Annotated in this window: 14 protein-coding genes and 2 pseudogenes; 9 read left to right on the top strand and 7 right to left on the bottom strand. The window is 66.8% G+C overall.

The annotated features are described in order from the left end of the window. A pseudogene (locus tag DBR20_RS22970) lies at positions 1-92 on the bottom strand (endonuclease V); the annotation flags it as partial. A 94-nt stretch (positions 93-186) separates the two neighbouring features. On the opposite strand from DBR20_RS22970, the gene gpmA reads away from it, so the two are divergent. After that, the gene (gene gpmA, locus DBR20_RS10555; RefSeq protein WP_108266143.1) at positions 187-936 is read left to right on the top strand and encodes a 2,3-diphosphoglycerate-dependent phosphoglycerate mutase; all 750 of its coding nucleotides are present in this window, start codon (positions 187-189) and stop codon (positions 934-936) included. Positions 937-1,092: 156 nt separating this feature from the next. Further along, positions 1,093-3,183, top strand: coding sequence for a M13 family metallopeptidase (locus DBR20_RS10560; protein ID WP_108266144.1), 2,091 nt, complete (start codon positions 1,093-1,095; stop codon positions 3,181-3,183). 81 nt (positions 3,184-3,264) lie between these two features. Here the strand turns inward: DBR20_RS10560 and DBR20_RS10565 are convergent, their stop codons facing one another. The 6 genes from DBR20_RS10565 to rlmJ all read right to left on the bottom strand — a co-directional run bounded on the left by DBR20_RS10565 (position 3,265) and on the right by rlmJ (position 10,404). After that, positions 3,265-3,825: a hypothetical protein gene (locus DBR20_RS10565; protein WP_108266145.1), complete on the bottom strand. Its 561-nt coding sequence runs from the start codon at positions 3,823-3,825 to the stop codon at positions 3,265-3,267. Between the two features lie 101 nt (positions 3,826-3,926). After that, positions 3,927-4,532 (bottom strand): HD domain-containing phosphohydrolase, encoded by a 606-nt coding sequence (locus DBR20_RS10570; RefSeq protein ID WP_108266146.1) that lies wholly within the window; start codon positions 4,530-4,532, stop codon positions 3,927-3,929. A gap of 184 nt (positions 4,533-4,716) precedes the next feature. Beyond that, on the bottom strand, positions 4,717-5,232 hold the full coding sequence (locus DBR20_RS10575) for a hypothetical protein (protein ID WP_108266147.1): 516 nt from the start codon (positions 5,230-5,232) through the stop codon (positions 4,717-4,719). Positions 5,233-5,314: 82 nt separating this feature from the next. Further along, entirely contained in the window at positions 5,315-8,779 is a 3,465-nt protein-coding gene (mfd, locus tag DBR20_RS10580) for a transcription-repair coupling factor (RefSeq protein WP_100551973.1), read from the bottom strand. 126 nt (positions 8,780-8,905) lie between these two features. Next, entirely contained in the window at positions 8,906-9,451 is a 546-nt protein-coding gene (locus tag DBR20_RS10585; RefSeq protein WP_025879325.1) for a GNAT family N-acetyltransferase, read from the bottom strand. A gap of 95 nt (positions 9,452-9,546) precedes the next feature. After that, a complete protein-coding gene (gene rlmJ, locus DBR20_RS10590) occupies positions 9,547-10,404 on the bottom strand; it encodes a 23S rRNA (adenine(2030)-N(6))-methyltransferase RlmJ (protein WP_089239733.1) in 858 nt (285 codons plus the stop codon). 35 nt (positions 10,405-10,439) lie between these two features. Between rlmJ and creB the strand changes: the two genes are divergently transcribed. The 7 genes and pseudogenes from creB to DBR20_RS22975 form a co-directional block, all read left to right on the top strand. Beyond that, positions 10,440-11,165, top strand: coding sequence for a two-component system response regulator CreB (gene creB, locus DBR20_RS10595; protein WP_108266148.1), 726 nt, complete (start codon positions 10,440-10,442; stop codon positions 11,163-11,165). Positions 11,166-11,168: 3 nt separating this feature from the next. Continuing rightward, the gene (creC, locus tag DBR20_RS10600) at positions 11,169-12,629 is read left to right on the top strand and encodes a two-component system sensor histidine kinase CreC (protein ID WP_108266149.1); all 1,461 of its coding nucleotides are present in this window, start codon (positions 11,169-11,171) and stop codon (positions 12,627-12,629) included. 81 nt (positions 12,630-12,710) lie between these two features. Beyond that, positions 12,711-14,024, top strand: a complete 1,314-nt coding sequence (gene creD / locus DBR20_RS10605; RefSeq protein ID WP_108266150.1) for a cell envelope integrity protein CreD — start codon at positions 12,711-12,713, stop codon at positions 14,022-14,024. Between the two features lie 10 nt (positions 14,025-14,034). Continuing rightward, positions 14,035-14,445 (top strand): hypothetical protein, encoded by a 411-nt coding sequence (locus tag DBR20_RS10610; protein WP_108266151.1) that lies wholly within the window; start codon positions 14,035-14,037, stop codon positions 14,443-14,445. Positions 14,446-14,650: 205 nt separating this feature from the next. Next, positions 14,651-16,249 (top strand): M28 family metallopeptidase, encoded by a 1,599-nt coding sequence (locus DBR20_RS10620; protein ID WP_108266153.1) that lies wholly within the window; start codon positions 14,651-14,653, stop codon positions 16,247-16,249. Between the two features lie 154 nt (positions 16,250-16,403). Then, on the top strand, positions 16,404-17,807 hold the full coding sequence (gene gltX / locus DBR20_RS10625; RefSeq protein WP_108266154.1) for a glutamate--tRNA ligase: 1,404 nt from the start codon (positions 16,404-16,406) through the stop codon (positions 17,805-17,807). 34 nt (positions 17,808-17,841) lie between these two features. Then, positions 17,842-17,908 (top strand): annotated as a pseudogene (locus DBR20_RS22975) (transcriptional repressor); the annotation flags it as partial.

Consider the following 17,908-nt stretch of genomic DNA (forward strand, 5'->3'; position numbering starts at 1 on the left):
TGCCGCTGCACGCGGGTGGCCAGCTGCTTCTGCTGCTCGCGGGCGGCGCTGACGCTGCCTTCCCAGCGCACGGGGTCGATCACGGTATTCATCGGCCAGAGGATGACATCCACGCCGCCACGGCGCGGTGAGCGGGCGCCGGGGCTACAATGGCCACCTGCCTTTCCTCGCGTTGGAGACCCTGCAGTGACCCGTAAACTCGTACTGTTGCGCCATGGCCAGAGCCAGTGGAACCTGGACAACCGCTTCACCGGCTGGGTCGACGTCGACCTGACCGAGCAGGGGCGCCGGGAAGCGGCTGCCGCCGGCCGCCTGATGCGCGAGGAAGGCCTGCAGTTCGACGTCGCCCACACCTCCGTGCTCAAGCGCGCCATCCACACCCTGCAGGGTGCGCTGGCCGAGCTTGATCAGGACTGGCTGCCGGTGAACAAGTCCTGGCGCCTCAACGAGCGCCACTACGGTGGCCTGCAGGGCCTGGACAAGGCCGAGACGGCCGCCAAGCACGGCGAAGACCAGGTCAAGGTGTGGCGCCGTTCGTACGACATCCCGCCGCCGGCGATGGACCTGGAAGATCCGGGCCACCCGATCCATGACCGTCGCTACGCGGGACTGGACCGCAATGCGCTGCCGGGCACCGAATCGCTGGCCACCACCCTGGACCGCGTGCTGCCGTACTGGCACGACGCCATCGCGCCGCAGCTGAAGGACGGCAAGACCGTGCTGGTCACCGCCCACGGCAATTCGCTGCGCGCGCTGTACAAGTACCTCAACAACGTCTCGCGCGAGGAAATCCTCGAGCTGAACATCCCGACCGGCATTCCGCTGCTGTTCGAGTTGAACGACGACCTCACCGTGAAGTCGTTCCGTTACCTGGGTGACCCGGAAGCGGCACGCAAGGCTGCTGAAGCCGTGGCCAACCAGGGCAAGGCGCGGTAAATACCCACCGTTGATGGGTATTGCTCTGCCGGGTGTGTGCGGACCAACGGTCCGCACCTACCCGATTGCGACCAGGGACGTTCCCCTGTGACCTTTGGCCGGTCCCCGCCATCGCCGCAGCGGCTACGCTGGACGATTCGCCGTTGGAGACACGCCATGAACGTCCGCAATCTGGTCCCGCTGGGCCTGACCATCGCCATCGCCGCCTCGCTCGCCGCCTGTGGCAAGAACGAGACCGCGCCCGCTGCCGACGCCGCCAAGCCGGCGTTCGACCAGTCGCAGATCAAGACCGCGCTGATCAGCCTCAACAGCGCCGATCTGGATCCGTCCATTGCTGCATGCGCCGACCTCAACGGTTTCGTCAACAGCAAGTGGCTGAAGGCCAACCCGGTGCCGGGCGACCAGACCACCTGGGGCAGCTTCGAGATCCTGCGCGAGCGCTCGCTGGAAGTGCAGCACGCGCTGGTGCAGCAGGCCGCCGCCAGCCAGGCCAAGGCCGGCTCGGTGGAAGCCAAGATCGGCGACATCTGGAAGACCGGCAACGACGAAGCGAAGATCGAGGCCGCCGGCCTGGCGCCGCTGCAGCCGACGCTGGACAAGATCACGGCGCTGAACGACACCGCCGCCATCACCCAGTACCTGCGCGACAGCCAGGCGCAGGGCCAGGGCGCGCTGTTCTCGCTGTTCGCCAACGCCGACTACAAGGATTCGGCCAACGTCATCGCCTACGTCGGCCAGGGCGGCCTCGGCCTGCCGGAGAAGGGCTATTACTTCGACGAATCGCAGGCCAAGATCCGCGACGCCTACGTTGCCTATATCGCGCAGGTGCTGACGCTGTCCGGCGTTGACGCCGCGCAGGCTGCCGAACAGGCCAAGGCGGTGATGGCGTTCGAGACCCGCCTGGCCAAGGCCTCGATGTCGCGCATCGAGATGCGTGACCCGGCCAAGCGCTACAACCCGCTCAGCGCCGCCGACGCGGACAAGCTGACCCCGAACTTCAGCTGGACCGCGCTGTTCGACACCCTGAAGGTGCCGGCCGCACAGAAGTTCTCGCTGGCCCAGCCGGGCTTCTTCAGCGAGATGGACAAGATGCTGGCCGACGTGCCGGCCGCCACCTGGCAGTCCTACCTGCGCTTCCACACCATCGATGATGCCTCGCCGTACCTGAGCAGCCAGTTCGAGAAGGCCAACTTCGAGTTCTATGGCAAGACCCTGCGTGGCCAGCAGGAAATGCAGCCGCGCTGGAAGCGTGTGCTGGAGTCGGTCAACGGCGGCATGGGCGAAGCCCTCGGCCAGCTGTACGTGGACGCGGTGTTCCCGGCCGAATCCAAGGTGGCCATGCAGCACCTGGTGCAGAACCTGTCGGTGGCGCTGAAGGCTCGTCTCGAACAGCTGCCGTGGATGGGCGAGGAAACCAAGAAGAAGGCGCTGGAGAAGTGGGCCAGCTTCACTCCGAAGATCGGTTACCCGGACAAGTGGCGCGAGTGGACGGGCCTGCAGACCAACGGTGACAGCTACCTGGGCAACATGCAGGCCGCGCGCGCGTTCAACTACCGCTACATGCTGGACAAGGTCGGCAAGCCGGTGGACAAGACCGAGTGGGGCATGACCCCGCAGACCGTCAATGCCTACTACAACGCCACCAAGAACGAGATCGTGTTCCCGGCGGCGATCCTGCAGGCGCCGTTCTTCGACGCCAAGGCCGATCCGGCGCTGAACTACGGTGGCATCGGTGCGGTCATCGGCCACGAGATGATGCACGGCTACGATGACTCGGGCAGCCAGTTCGCCGCCAACGGCAACTTCGACAACTGGTGGACCGACAGCGACCGCAAGGCCTTCACCGAGCGCACTGATCAGCTGGTCGCACAGTTCGACGGCTACGAGTCGGTGCCGGGCGTGTTCGTGAAGGGCAAGCTGACCCTGGGCGAGAACATCGGCGATCTGGGTGGCCTGACCGTGGCTTACGACGCGCTGCAGATGGCGCTGAAGGAGAACCCGAAGGCGAACGTCGAAGTCGACGGCCACAGCCAGGACCAGCGCTTCTTCATGAACTGGGCCACCGTGTGGCGTCGCAACTTCACCGACGGTGAGCTGCGCGTGCGCCTGAACACCGATCCGCACGCACCGGCGAACTTCCGTGCCAATGGTGCGCCGTCGAACATGCCGTCCTATGCCGCTGCGTTCCAGTGCAAGGCCGGTGATGCGATGGTGCGCGCAGACGACAAGCGCGTGGTGATCTGGTAACCGATTGCCCGCAACGCGTGAAGCAGAAGGCCCGGCGCAAGCCGGGCCTTTTCATTGGGAACCACTACAACCGGCTGCGGCTCAGCCCGGGCATTTCAGGTACTGCGACAACGTTGCCTGCCATGCACTGGTCGGGTCGAAGCCTGGCACCAGGCCGCCACCCGTGCCGGTGAAGTTGGACATGCCATGGGCCAGCATGTAGGTGGGGGTATACGAGGGCGGCCCCACGCGCTTGCTGAAGGTGCAGATGCCAGCGACATAGGCGGGCGCCTTGTCGGGGGTCAGCTGCGCCTTCAACGCGCTGTCGAAGCGGCCGAGATTGTCCTCGCCCATGGCCGAACCCGCCATCGCCTTCAGCGCGTTGTAGGCACCGTGTCCCGTCTCGTCAGCAACCCGCTGGCGATCGAAATGGGCGAATACGCCGGCGATGTTGTAGAGATCGATGGCGTCCTGCATGCGCCCATCCTGCACGCAGCGGGGCAGGGCGTTCATCAGGGCGGCGGGCGAGGTGCTGGCGGTGATCTGGCTGCGCGACAAGCAGGCGGCAGCGGGCGCGTTGCTCTCCTGCTGGGCCTGCGCGAACGGCGCCAGCGCCAACAGCAACAGTCCCAGCGGTGCGGCGATGTGGGTGTTTCCTTTCATGGGTGGTGCTCCTCGCAAGCAGGCGACCGTCTTTGGCCGACCATCAGCTTGCGAGGATTGCCGCGGCTGCGCAAGCGAGGCGCAGCCCGGCTTGTGAATGCTCAGACCAGCGCCGGCTCGTGCTTGAGCATGCCGTGGAAGCGCTGCAGTACGTAGGGGTCGATCAGGCCGCCGGCCTGTTCATCGAGGATGCGCAGGACCTTCTCATGCTCCATCGCCGCGCGATAGGGGCGTGCACTGGTCATCGCATCGTAAGCATCGACGATGGTGACGATGCGTGCGCCCAGCGGGATGTTCTCGCCCTGCAGGCCATCAGGGTAGCCGCTGCCGTCGAACGCTTCATGGTGCGCGCGGATCAGGCGAGCGACCGGCGCCGCATCGCTGCGACCGGTGGCCAGGAAGATATGTTCGCCGCGTACCGGATGCTCGCGCATGATCGCGCGCTCTTCATCGCTGTGCCGGCGCGGGCTCAGCAGTACGTCGTCGGGAATGCCGATCTTGCCGATATCGTGAAAGCGCGCGGCCAGAGCGACCTGCGTGCAGGCCTCCTCATCCAGGTCGCAATGCAGGGCAAGGTGCTGCGCAAGAAGGCCCACGCGGTCGCAGTGGTGGCGGGTATAGGCATCACGCATCTGCAGCGACATCGACAGGGCGTCGATCAGGCAGGCCTGCGCGTGCAGGAGGTCGGGGGGTATGGGCAGGGGCATCGGAACTGGCGGCGCGGCGAAGCCGCGCAGGAAACGGAAAGGCCCGCGAGAGCGGGCCGGGGCGGCGCATAGGGTACCCGCATCGGTGTTGCGCGGGGCCCATCGACGGTATCGCGTGGGGCCGTGCGTTCAGTCGTGCAGCGTGACGTCGCCCCGGCGGCATCGGCAACCGGGGCGGCGTGGCTCAGCCGGTGGTCTGCAGGTGGATGCGATGGGCTTTGGCGAAGGCGTCCTGCGCGTCGCTCAGGGTCTGCATGTCTTCGTCCATTTTGGTCACGGCCTCATCCAGCGTCTGCAGCAGCGGGGTGACCTGTTCTTCGCTGTAGCCATCGGGTAGGGCAGCCAGCTGTTCCATCACCGCGAACATCTGTTCGGTGCTCTTCAGGGAATCGAGCAGGTTCTGGTGCAGTGCATCGGCGTCCTTGCCATGGGTGAACTGTTGGACGAAGACCAGCCGGTCGGCGATTTCCTTGTGCGCGTTCTTCAGGCCGAAGCGATGCTGCTGCATGCTCTTGCCATCCTGCAGCGATGCATGGAAGGACTCGCCGTTCGGGCCGTTGGTCCATTGCTCGACCATGCTGACCGTGCCGTTCCAGCTGGCGACATTTTCGTGCAGGTAATCACGGTTGCTCATGCTGCTGTGGCAGGCGGCCAGCAGGCCCAGGCTGGTGGCGAGCAGAAGGGGGGCGAAACGATTCACGGCAACACTCCTTGTCGCGGGCGCAGTAAACGGAAAGGGCACCGGTCTGCCGCCCGCGGCGGACCGGTACCTTGGAGATCGATCAGCGCAGGGCCAGGGTCAACAGCAGCGCGCGTGCGGCATTGAAGCGGTCTTCGGGCAGCGGCAGCGGATGCTTGACGCGCAGCTTGTCCGGACCGTCCATGGCATAGAGGTTCGGTTGTTTCTGGATCAGCTGGATCACCGCCATCGGATCGATGTTCGGCTTGGATTCGAACACGATGCGGCCACCGTTCTCGCCCAGGTCCAGCTTGCGGATGCCCAGCGTGCTGGCCTGCAGTTTCAGCTCGGCGATGGCGAACAGGTTCTTGGCCGCATCCGGCAGCAGGCCGAAACGATCAATCATTTCCACCTGCAGCTCGCGCAGCGCATCGCTGTCGCGCGCGCTGGAAATGCGCTTGTACAGCGTCAGACGGGTGTGCACGTCCGGCAGGTAGTCGTCCGGAATCAGCGCCGGCACATGCAGCTCGACCTCGGCGCCACGCGCTTCTTCGCCGGCATCGATGTCGGGCAGATGGCCCTGCTTGATGCTGCGCACGGCGCGTTCCAGCAGCTCGGTGTACAGGCTGAAGCCCACCTCGGCCATCTGCCCGCTCTGGTCTTCGCCCAGCAGTTCACCGGCACCGCGGATTTCCAGATCGTGCGTGGCCAGGGTGAAGCCGGCACCCAGTTCGTCCATCGAGGCGATTGCTTCCAGGCGCTTTTCCGCGTCGGGCGTGATCGAGCGACGGTCGGGTACAACCAGGTATGCATAGGCGCGGTGGTGCGAACGACCGACGCGGCCACGCAGCTGATGCAGCTGGGCCAGACCGAAGCGGTCGGCACGGTTGATGATGATGGTGTTGGCGTTGGGGATGTCGATGCCCGATTCGATGATCGTGGTCGACAGCAGCACGTTGAAGCGCTGCTTCTGGAAGTCCAGCATCACCTTTTCCAGCTCGCGCTCGGGCATCTGCCCATGGGCGATGCCGATGCGCGCTTCGGGCACCAGCTCGGACAACTCGCGTTGCATGCGGCCGATGCTTTCCACGTCGTTGTGCAGGAAATACAGCTGGCCACCGCGTGCCAGCTCGCGCTGGAAGGCTTCGCGCAGCAGCGCGTTGTCCCATTGGGTGATGAAGGTCTGCACCGCCAACCGGTTCGGCGGCGGGGTGGCGATGATCGACAGATCGCGCAGGCCGGCCATGGCCATGTTCAGCGTACGCGGGATCGGCGTGGCGGTCAGGGTCAGCAGGTGCACGTTGGCGCGCAGTGCCTTCAGCGCCTCCTTCTGGCGCACGCCGAAGCGCTGCTCTTCGTCGACGACGACCATGCCCAGGTCCTTGAACTTCACGTCCGGCTGCAGCAGGCGATGGGTGCCGACGATCACGTCGATGGTGCCGGCGGCGACCTTCTCCAGCTCGGCCTTGATCTCCTTGGTGCTCTTGAAGCGCGACAGCACTTCGACCTTCATCGGATAGTCGGCGAAGCGGTCGCGGAAATTGCGGTAATGCTGTTCGGCCAGCAGCGTGGTCGGCACCAGCACCGCCACCTGCTTGCCGGCGCTGGCGGCAGCAAATGCGGCACGCACTGCGACTTCGGTCTTGCCGAAGCCCACATCGCCACAGACCACGCGGTCCATCGGCTGGCTGCTGGCCAGGTCACGCAGGGTGGCGTCGATGGCGGCCAGCTGGTCCGGGGTTTCCTCGAACGGGAAGCCGGCGGCGAACGGCTCGTACATCGCGCGGTCCACCTGCAGTGCCAGTCCGGCACGCGCCTGGCGGCGGGCTTGGATCTCCAGCAGTTCAGCGGCCACATCGCGGACCTTCTCGGCAGCCTTGCGCTTGGCCTTGCTCCACTGCTCGCCACCCAGCGAATGCAGGGGTGCGGTCTCGGCCGAGGCGCCGGAATAGCGGCTGATCAGGTGCAGCTGCGCGACCGGCACATACAGCCGGTCGCCCTTGGCGTACTCGATTTCCAGGAATTCGCCGGGCATGCCGCCGACGTCCATCGCGATCAGTCCGCGATAGCGGCCGACACCATGGTCTTCGTGCACGATTGGCGCGCCTTCGGTCAGCTCACCGAGATCGCGGATGATCGCTTCCGGCTCACGTCCGGCGCGGCGCGTGCGGCGCGTGCTGCCCGCGCGCTCGGGGAACAGCTGGCGTTCGGTCAGCACCGCGATGTGCGGTGCGTCCAATGCGAAGCCGTCTTCCAGCGGCGCTACGGCAATGGCGAAGCGTTCGTCGCTGGCCAGGAAGGACAGCAGGTCGGCGACCACCGGCGGCTTCAGTTCGGCGGCCTGCAGCACTTCCAGCAGGGCCTCGCGGCGGCCGGGCGAGTCGGCGGCAATCAGCACCCGGCCGGGGTAATGGCCGAGGAAGGACTTCAGTGCGTCACCGGCCGGCGCCTCGCGCGCGGCCACCGGCAGCGGCGGCAACGGCTGGTCACCCAGCGCATGCGCCTCGGCGATGCGCGCGTGATCGGCAGCCCATACCTCGATGCGCGGCGCGTCGTTCAGACGCTCGCGCAGCAGGTCCGGCGACAGGTACAGCGCAGACGGTGGCAGCAGCGGCCGTTCAACATCATGCCGGCGCTGCTCGTAGCGCTCGCCGGTCTGCGTCCAGAAGGTCTCTGCCGCTTCAGCGGCGCCGACGCAGACCACCGGCAGGCTGCCGGCAGGCAGGTAGTCGAACAGGGTGGCGGTACGCTCGAAGAACAGCGGCAGGTAGTACTCGATGCCGGCCGGGGCCAGGCCTGATTTCAGATCCTGGTACAGCGAACTGCGGCGGGTATCGACGTCGAAGCGCTCGCGCAGGGTGGCCAGCACCCGCGCGATGCTGGCGTCGTCCATCGGCACTTCGCGACCGGGCAGCATGTGCACCGCCTCGACCTTGTCCAGCGAGCGCTGGCTTTCCGGATCGAACGCACGGATTGAATCGATGTCCTCGTCCAGCAGCTCCACCCGCAGCGGCTCGTCGGCGCCCATGGGGTAGACGTCAAGCAGGCCGCCACGCACCGCGAAGTCACCCGGGTCCATCACCTGCGGCACGTTGCGGTAGCCGGCGCTTTCGAGGCGACGCTTCTCCGCTTCCAGGTCCAGGCGCTGGCCGACTTCAAGATTGAAGCTGCCACCGATGACGTAGCTGCGGGGTGCCAGTTGCTGCAGCAGGGTCTGCACGGGTACCACCACCAGGCCACGCTTCAGCGTGGGCAGGCGATGCAGGGCCGACAGGCGCTGCGAAATGATGTCCGGGTGCGGGCTGAAGCGGTCGTAGGGCAGCGTTTCCCAGTCCGGGAACGCCACCACCGGCAGGCTCGGGTCGCCTCCCAGCAGGGTGTGCAGGTCCGCTTCGATCTGGTTGGCACCGTGATTGTCACGGGCCACCACCAGTACCGGGGCATCATGCGTGCGCGCTGCCTGGGCCAGATACCAGGCCAGGGCAGTGGGCGAGGCGGGGGCGCGCCACCAGGCGCGGAGCTGGCCGGCACGTGGCAGCGGCGGGGCGGGGAATGGAGTACGCGACATGAACCGCGGATTTTAGCAGAAGCCCCCGCCGGGCCCATGATCGTTACGTGACCGGGGTAGCGCCGGGCCATGCCCGGCGAGCGCAGCGGTCGGATCAACATCGCCGGGCAGGGCCCGGCGCTACCGTCAGTTGTCCAGTTCCAGCACCATCCGCACCAGGCCTTCGGCCCCGTTCGGGTGCGGTACCGGCTTGAAGCCCAACGATGCGGCCAGCTGCTTCATCGGCTCGTTCTCGGCGGCGACATCGCCGTACAGGCGGTCCAGGTACTTGCCGCGGCCCCATTTCACCAGCTTGCGCATCAGCTGGCGGCCCAGGCCCTGGCCGATCAGGAACCGGCTGATCAGGATCGCGTACTCGGCTTCGCGGGTACCGGGGATGATCGAGGCACGGGCCACCGCGCCGACCACGGCCTCACCGGCCGGCAGCGACTCGGCGGCGACCAGGGTGATCTCGGTCTTCGGATTGGGGTGGGTCAGGCGCTGGGTGGTTTCCGGCGACAGCTCGGTCACCGACTGCAGGAAGCGGTCGCGGATTTCTTCCGGCCCGAACAGGCTGAAGGCGGCCTGCAGCGGCGCGCCATCTTCCGGGCGGATGGGGCGGATCAGCAGCTCGTGGCCGCTGGGAGCCTTGAAGATCTCATGCCAGGGCGGCATGCGGTTGCGAGTGGCCATACCGGGTGATTCCTTGGTGGTCCATCGATTGTGTCATCACCGGGGCTGTATTCCGTGAACGAAAGGCTCACGGTTGTACAGCCTCGTGAAGGCCCTTATTCGGCCGTCTTCAGCCAGTCCAGGCGGGTGCTGGCACCGGGTTCGCCCAGATGCTGGCGCAGCGCCGGCAGGGCCGGGCCGACCACGCGGTCGAACTGCCAGGGGGCATTGAGCACCAGCATGCCACTGCCGTTGAGGCGCAGCGGCGAGTCGTCGGGGCGCACCAGGAACTCGATGGTCACGGCCGACTTCACCGGCAGTGCGGCGGCCTTGCGCAGGAAATGCAGGATGGTGCGGCGCTGCTTGATCGGGAACCAGACCGCACAGGTGGCCTGCGGCCAGCGCGCCAGGGTCTCGGCCAGTGCCGCGAGGACCGCCTGGTACTCGGCGTCCTGGGCCTCGTAGGGCGGGTCGATCAGGACCAGGCCGCGGCCGATCTTGGCGCCGTTGGCCTTGGGCGGCAGCAGCGAGCGCAGCAGTGCGTAGCCGTCACCGGGGTGTACGCCGACGCGGCTGTCATGGGCGAACAGGGTCTTCAGCGACGCGGCTTCGTCCTCCTGCAGCTCGCACACCGCCATGCGGTCCTGCGGGCGCATGGCCTGCGCGCTGAGCAGCGGCGAGCCGGGGTAGGCGATCATCGCGCCGACCGGATTGTCGGCCTGCACCGCCTTCAGGTAGCGCTCGACCACCTCGGGCAGCTTGGGCTGGGCCATCAGCCGCATGACCCCGGATTCGGCCTCAAGGGTCTTGCGGCTTTCTTCGCTGGCCAGCAGGTAGCGGCCGGCACCGCCGTGGGTGTCGAGCACGAAGAACGGGCTGTCCTTGCGCTTGAAGCTGTCGATCAGGGCCAGCTGCACGATGTGCTTGAGGACATCGGCGTGGTTGCCGGCGTGGAAGGCGTGGCGATAGTTCATGGGCGGCAGTGTACGGGGCAAGGGCCGCAGCGGCTATGCTGCGCGCCATGACAGCGCCTGTTACCCATGTCCTGGTGGTCGAAGACGAAGCGGCCATCGCCGAAACCGTGCTCTATGCGCTGCGCAGCGAAGGCTATGCCGCCAGCCATTGTCTGCTGGGCGGGCTGGCGCTGCAGCAGCTGCAGGCCGGCGATATCGACCTGGTGGTACTGGATGTGGGCCTGCCGGACCTCAGTGGTTTCGAGGTCTGCCGCCGGCTGCGGGCCCTGCCAGGGCCGGTGGCGCAGGTGCCGGTGATCTTCCTGACCGCGCGCAACGACGAACTCGACCGCGTGCTGGGCCTGGAACTGGGGGCCGACGACTACATGGCCAAGCCGTTCTCGCCGCGCGAGCTGGTGGCGCGGGTGCGCGCCCGCCTGCGGCGTGCCACGCCTGCGCCGGCGACCCCGGGCGCCGAGACCGGCTGGCAGGAACACGGCGCCTTCGCCATTGATCGCGATGGCCGCCGCATCCGCTTCCAGGGCCATGCGCTGGACCTGACCCGCTATGAATATGCGTTGCTGGAAGCGCTGCTGCAGCGCCCCGGCGCGATCCTCAGCCGCGCCCAGTTGATGGACCGTGGCTGGGACAGCGCCGCCGACAGCGCTGACCGCACCGTCGACACCCACGTCAAGACGTTGCGCGCCAAGCTGCGTGCGGCCGGTGCCAGCGGTGAACCGATCCGCACCCATCGCGGCCTCGGCTACGCCCTGGAGGTCTGACGCGTGCGTCTGGTCCTGAAACTGTTCCTGGGCTTCTTCCTGATCGTGGGCATCGCCGCGTTCTTCGTGATGCGCGTGTTCGTCAACGAAGTGAAGCCGGGCGTGCGCCAGGCGATGGAATCGACCCTGGTGGATGCGGCCAACGTGCTGGCCGAGATGGCCGCCGCCGACGTCAAGGCCGGCACCATCCGCAACGGCAGCTTCACCCGCAACTTGGCCAAGGCCCGGCAGCGCGACCTGAAGGCGATGGTCTGGCGCTTCCCCAAGCGTGCGCTGGACTACCGGGTGACGATCACCGACGCCAAAGGCATCGTGATCTACGATTCGCTGGGCCGCGATGTGGGCCGCGACAATTCGCGCTGGAACGATGTCTATCGCACCCTGCGCGGCGAGTACGGCGCGCGCTCCAGCCCGGAAACGCCGGGCGATGACAGCAATACGGTGATGCACGTGGCCGCGCCGGTGTACGACCCGGTCGATGGCAGCACCCTGATCGGCGTGCTCAGCCTGGCCCAGCCCAACCGCAGCATCGATCCGTTCATTGCCGCCAGCCAGCGCGCCATCATCGAGCGCGGTGCGTGGCTGATCGGCCTGTCGGCGCTGGTGGGCGTGCTGGTGACGATGTGGCTGACCAACGGCCTGGGCCAGCTCAGCCGCTACGCGCGGGCGGTCAGCGCCGGTGAGCCGGTGCCTCCGCCGAAGCGCCGCAACGATGAGATCGGCGAGCTTGGCCAGGCACTGGAGACGATGCGGCGCAAGCTGGAAGGCAAAGCGTACGTCGAGCAGTACGTGCAATCGCTGACCCACGAGATGAAAAGTCCGTTGGCGGCGATCCGCGGTGCCGCCGAACTGCTGCAGGAGCCGATGGCCGACGCCGACCGCGCGCATTTCGCACGCAGCATCGTCGACCAGCAGGAGCGGCTGACCGAAACCATCGACAAGCTGTTGGCGCTGGCCGAGGTCGAGCAGCATGGCTGGTTGCAGACCCGTGATCCGATTGCCTTGCCCGCGCTGCTGCAGGAAGCCGCAACGGCAGCGCAGGTACGCGCGCAGGCCGCCGGTGTCGAGCTGCATATCGAGCAGGTGCCCGACCTGCGCGTGCAGGGTGATGGTTATCTGCTGCGGCAAGCCCTGCACAACCTGATCGACAACGCCATTGCGTTCTCGCCGCCCGGGGCACAGGTGCAGTTGGATGCACAACGGGACGGGCAGGGCGTACGCCTGCAGGTTGCCGACCGTGGCGCGGGCATTCCTGATTACGCACGCGAGCGCGTGTTCGAACGCTTCTATTCGCTGGCCCGACCCGGCACCGGCCGCCGCAGTTCCGGCCTTGGCCTGCCTTTCGTGCAGGAAGTGGCGCGCCTGCATGACGGCCGCGCCAGCCTGCAGCCGCGCGAAGCAGGCGGCACCGTGGCCAGCCTGTGGCTGCCGCTGGCGATACCGGGGCAGCGTCCGCGGCGCTGACTTCACACTCGCTTCAAATTCGCCACAAACCCTGCTCACCGCAGCAATCCATCCTGCAGTCCTCTCCAACGAGGACGGACGATGAAATCCCTGAAGATGCTGCTGCGGTTCGCCATTGTCGGCGGCTTGATCCTGCTGCTGCTGATCCCGCTGTTCCTGATCCGCAGCGTCATCACCGAGCGCAGCGCCTATCGCGAAGAGGCCTATTCGCGGGTGGCCGAAAGCCGTGCCGGTACCCAGCGCGTGGTCGGGCCGGTACGCGTGGTGCCTTGGTCCAAGCGCCAGCAGGTGGAAGTGGTCGATGCGCAGGGCAACAAGAAGACCGAGCTGCAGACCACCCAGGGTTACTGGTTGCAGCCGCCGGCCACCCTGCAGGTCAGCGGCGAGCTGCTGCCAAGCCAGCGTTCGGTCGGCCTGTTCAAGGTGCCGGTGTACAGCTGGAATGGCCAGCTCAAGGCGACCTTCAGCGAGGACGACTACCCGGAACACGATGGCACGACCTATGGCGAGGCCTACATCGCGCTGGGTGTGTCCGACGCGCGCGGCCTGGTCGGTACGCCGAACCTTCGGGTTGATGGGCAGCAGGTCAAGCTGCTGCCGGGTGTGGCCGGCGCTTCCGCACTGGGCCGTGGGCTGCATGCACCGATCGCCGGCGTCGCCCGCAGCGGAGGCACCCTGGCGGCCAGCAGCGTGGAACTGGAGCTGCAGCTCGATGGCAGCCGTTCCCTGTCGGTGGTGCCGATGGGCGATGACAACCAGATCGCGCTGCGTTCCAGCTGGCCGCACCCGTCGTTTGCCGGTGCGTTCCTGCCGAACGAGCGGCGTGTGGATGCACAGGGCTTCGATGCACGTTGGGCCGTGTCCTCGCTGGCATCGGACGCGCAGCAGCGACTGCACGAGGGCGATGACCTGGACGCGCAGGCGGTGCAGGTCTCGCTGGTGGACCCGGTCGATACCTATACCCAGGCCGACCGCGCTTCGAAGTACGGCGTGCTGTTCGTGGTGCTGACGTTCGTTGGTTTCATCCTGTTCGAGCTGATCAAGTCGCTGCGCATCCACCCGCTGCAGTACCTGATGGTCGGCTTGGCGCTGGCGATCTTCTTCCTGCTGTTGATCAGCCTGTCCGAACACATTGCCTTCTGGCAGGCCTACCTGGTCTCCGCGCTGGCCTGCATCGGCCTGCAGGCGGTGTACCTGGCCAATGTGCTGGGGCACTGGAAGCGGGGCCTGGGTTTCGCCGCGATGCTCACCGTGCTGTACGGCGCGCTGTATGGGCTGCTGGTGTCGGAAAACAATGCACTGCTGATGGGCTCGCTGCTGCTGTTCGTGATCCTCGCGCTGGCGATGTGGGTGACCCGTCGGGTCGACTGGTACGCCCTGGCCGAGCAGAAGTAAGGAGCACGCCATGGGTTGGCGCCAAGGATTGCAGCAACGGGCACGACAGGGCATTCCCGCTCTGCTGGAAGTGGATGCGCTGCTGCAGGCGCATGGGGTGTTGGCGGCGTTGCCGGGGGCACGGATCGCGCCCGGCCTGGTCCGCTTCCAGCTGGCCGCCATCACCTGCGAGGGATTGCAGCGGCGTGGGCTGGACTGGCTGCGGGAGGCACGGCACGGACGCGGCGCGCTCGCGGGCAAGGTGCCCCGTTACCGGCCATGGAAGGCCGGGGCGGCGGCATTGTCGGAGATCGGCATCGACGGGCTGCCCGTGGACTGGCCGGAACACGCTGCAGTGTTCGGCTGCAGCAGCATCGACCAGCGGCACTGGTTGCTGCTGTTGCCGGAGCGCGCGCAGCTGTGGCTGGGGTGGAAGGGGTGATGGTGGAAGGGCCATCCACGCATGGCGTGGATCTACTGGGCCTCTGGTGGGTGAGGACCTTGGTCCTCACCGCTCTTCGGTGGGAGACCCCATCCACGCATGGCGTGGATCTACCAGATGCCCATGACCGATGGGACGGGGGCCCGGCGCCCTGGCTAGCTAGACTCGACCGGTTGATGATCGAGCCGAAGGGCAGGGGTGCGATGTGCTGAAGTGGGGCGTGCTGGCAGTAGCGCTGGCGATGGGTGGCAATGCGGTGGCGCAGCAGCGCGAGCCGGTGGACCTGGACATGGTCGGCAAGATCCGCCAGCAGGCGTTCCACAAATCGCAGGTGATGGACACCTTCAGCTACCTCACCGAACGCATCGGGCCACGCCTGACCAATTCGCCGGCGATGGGCCGCGCCAACGCCTGGACCCGCGGCAAGTTCAGCGAATGGAAGCTGGACAATGTCCACGACGAAGCCTTCGACGAATTCGGCCGTGGCTGGGAATTCACGTCGGCCAGCGTAGAGATGCTGGGCGATCGCGTGCAGCCGCTGCATGCCCTGCCCAAGGCGTGGACGCCGGGCACCAGGGGCCCGGTCGAGGGCGAACTGCTGCAGGTGGACATCAAGAAGCCTGAGGACATCGAGAAATATCGCGGCAAGCTTCGCGGCAAGATCCTGCTGCTGGGCGAGGCACGCGAATACAAGCGTGGCACCGACGCCGATTCGCACCGGCACGACGCCACCTCGCTGGAAGGCCTGCAGGAGTTCACCCTGCCCAAGGACAAGGACGTGGCCGCCGACCGCGCCAAACGGGTCAAGGAATACCAGGAGAAGCAGGCGCTGGCGGCGAAGGTCAACGCGTTCTTCGTCGAAGAGGGCGCGCTGGCCTCGATCAGCATCAGCAGCTGGGACAACGGCATCATCCGCGTGGCCGGTGGCGGCTCGCGCAAAGCTGGCGAGTCGGTCGGCATTCCCGAACTGGCGATGATCGCCGAGCACTTCAATCCGCTGGTACGTGCGCTGGAAGCCAAGCAGAGCGTGCGCCTGCGCGTGGATGTGGCCGCACGCTTCACCGACGAGGCCGACCAGCCCGGCTACAACACGCTGGCCGAGATCCGCGGCAGCAGCAAGCCCGACGAAGTGGTGATGATCGGCGCGCACCTGGATTCCTGGCACAGCGGCACCGGTGCAGCCGACAACGCTGCCGGCGTGGCGGTGATGATGGAGGCCATGCGCATCCTCAAGGCCAGCGGCGCCAAGCCCAAGCGCACCATCCGGGTTGCGCTGTGGAGTGGCGAGGAGCAGGGGCTGATCGGTTCGCAGGCGTACGTGGCCAAGCACTTCGGTCGATTCCCCGAGCCCACCGATCTGGCGCAGAAGGCGCTGCCTGCCTCGCTGCGCGAACCGACCGGTGCCCTGCAGAAAACCCGTGACTACGGCAAGTTCCAGGTCTACTTCAACATGGACAACGGCTCGGGTCGCTTCCGTGGCATCTACGCGCAGGAAAACCTGGCGGCCATGCCGATCTTCGAAGCCTGGCTCGCCCCGTTCCATGACGTGGGCGCGACCACCGTCGCCACCCGCAACACCGGCAGCACCGACCACATCAGCTTCGACCGCATCGGCCTGCCGGGCTTCCAGTTCATCCAGGACAAGCTGGACTATTTCAGCAACGTCCACCACAGCCACCTGGACACCTGGGACCACGCGGAACCGGAAGACCTGAAGCAGGCCGCCGCCATCGTCGCCTCCTTCGCCTACCACGCCGCCATGCGCGAGCAGCCCTTCCCGCGCAAGCCCGAGCCGCAGCCCTGAAAAGGGGACGGAGGGGATCAGGTCGTATTTCCCCTCCGCTGCCCCAGCGTCCCCGCAGGAGCGGGGGAATAGCGACTTGATCCCCTCCGTCCCCTTTTTCCGCAGGGGGCGGAGGGCTGGTAAAATCGGGGGATACCCGTTCCTCGAGCCCTCCATGATCTGCCGCACCCGCTTCGCCCCCAGTCCCACCGGCTACCTGCATATCGGTGGCGCCCGCACCGCGCTGTACTGCTGGCTGGAGGCCCGCCATCGTGGCGGCGAGTTCGTGCTGCGCATCGAGGACACCGACCGTGAACGCAGCACCCAGGGTGCTATCGACGCGATCCTGGAGGCGATGGAGTGGCTGGGCCTGGACTACGACGAAGGCCCCTTCTACCAGACCGAGCGCGTCGCCCGGTACAAGGAAGTGGCCGAGCAGCTGATCGCCGACGGCAAGGCGTACTACGCCTATGAAACCCGCGAAGAGCTGGATGCCATGCGCGAGGCCGCGATGGCCAAGCAGGAAAAACCGCGCTACAACGGCGCCGCGCGCGAGCAGGGCCTGCCGTACCGGGACGACCCGAACCGCGTCATCCGCTTCAAGAACCCGCTTGAAGGCACGGTGGTGTTCGACGACCTGATCAAGGGTCGCATCGAGATCGCCAACAGCGAGCTGGATGACATGGTCATCTTCCGTCCGGACGGCTATCCCACCTACAACTTCGCGGTGGTGGTGGACGACTGGGACATGAAGATCTCCGAAGTCATCCGTGGCGACGACCACATCAACAACACCCCGCGCCAGATCAACCTGTACGAAGGCATCGGCGCGCCGGTGCCGAAGTTCGGCCACATGCCGATGATCCTGGACGAGCAGGGCGCCAAGCTGTCCAAGCGCACCGGCGCGGCCGACGTGATGCAGTACAAGGACGCCGGTTACCTGCCCGACGCGCTGCTGAGCTACCTGGCCCGGCTGGGCTGGTCGCATGGCGACCAGGAGCTGTTCAGCCGCCAGGAACTGATCGACCTGTTCGACGTGAAGGACTGCAATTCCAAGGCCTCGCGTCTGGACATGGCCAAGCTGGGCTGGGTCAACCAGCACTTCCTGAAGACCGAGGAACCGGCCGCGATCGCGCCACACCTGGTCTACCAGCTGCAGAAGCTGGGCTTGGACGTGGCCGCTGGCCCGGCGCCGGTGGACGTGGTGATCGCCCTGCGCGAGCGCGTGCAGACCCTGAAGGAAATGGCCGAGAAGGCCGTGGTCTGGTACCAGCCGCTGAACGAGTACGATGAAGCGGCCGTGGCCAAGCACTTCAAGGCCGGTGCGGAACTGCCGCTGGGCAAGGCCCGCGAACTGCTGGCGGCCCTGCCGGAGTGGACTGCCGAGGCTGTTGGCGTGGCCCTGCACGATGCAGCTGCGGCGCTGGAAATGGGCATGGGCAAGGTCGCCCAGCCGCTGCGCGTGGCCATCACCGGCACCCAGGTCAGTCCTGACATTTCCCATACCGTGTACCTGGCCGGCCGCGAGCAGGCCTTGAAACGCATCGATGTGGCCATCACCAAGATAGCAACGGCCTGAGCCCACCGGCCCACGCCCGAACTGGAGAACGCGCATGTCCGCCAAAACCGCCTGTACGGCCCCGCACCACCATGTCCACGACGCTTCGGATTTCGTGGCGG

The sequence above is a fragment of the Stenotrophomonas sp. HMWF023 genome (genome assembly GCF_003060985.1).
GTDB classification, from domain to species: Bacteria; Pseudomonadota; Gammaproteobacteria; order Xanthomonadales; family Xanthomonadaceae; genus Stenotrophomonas; species Stenotrophomonas lactitubi.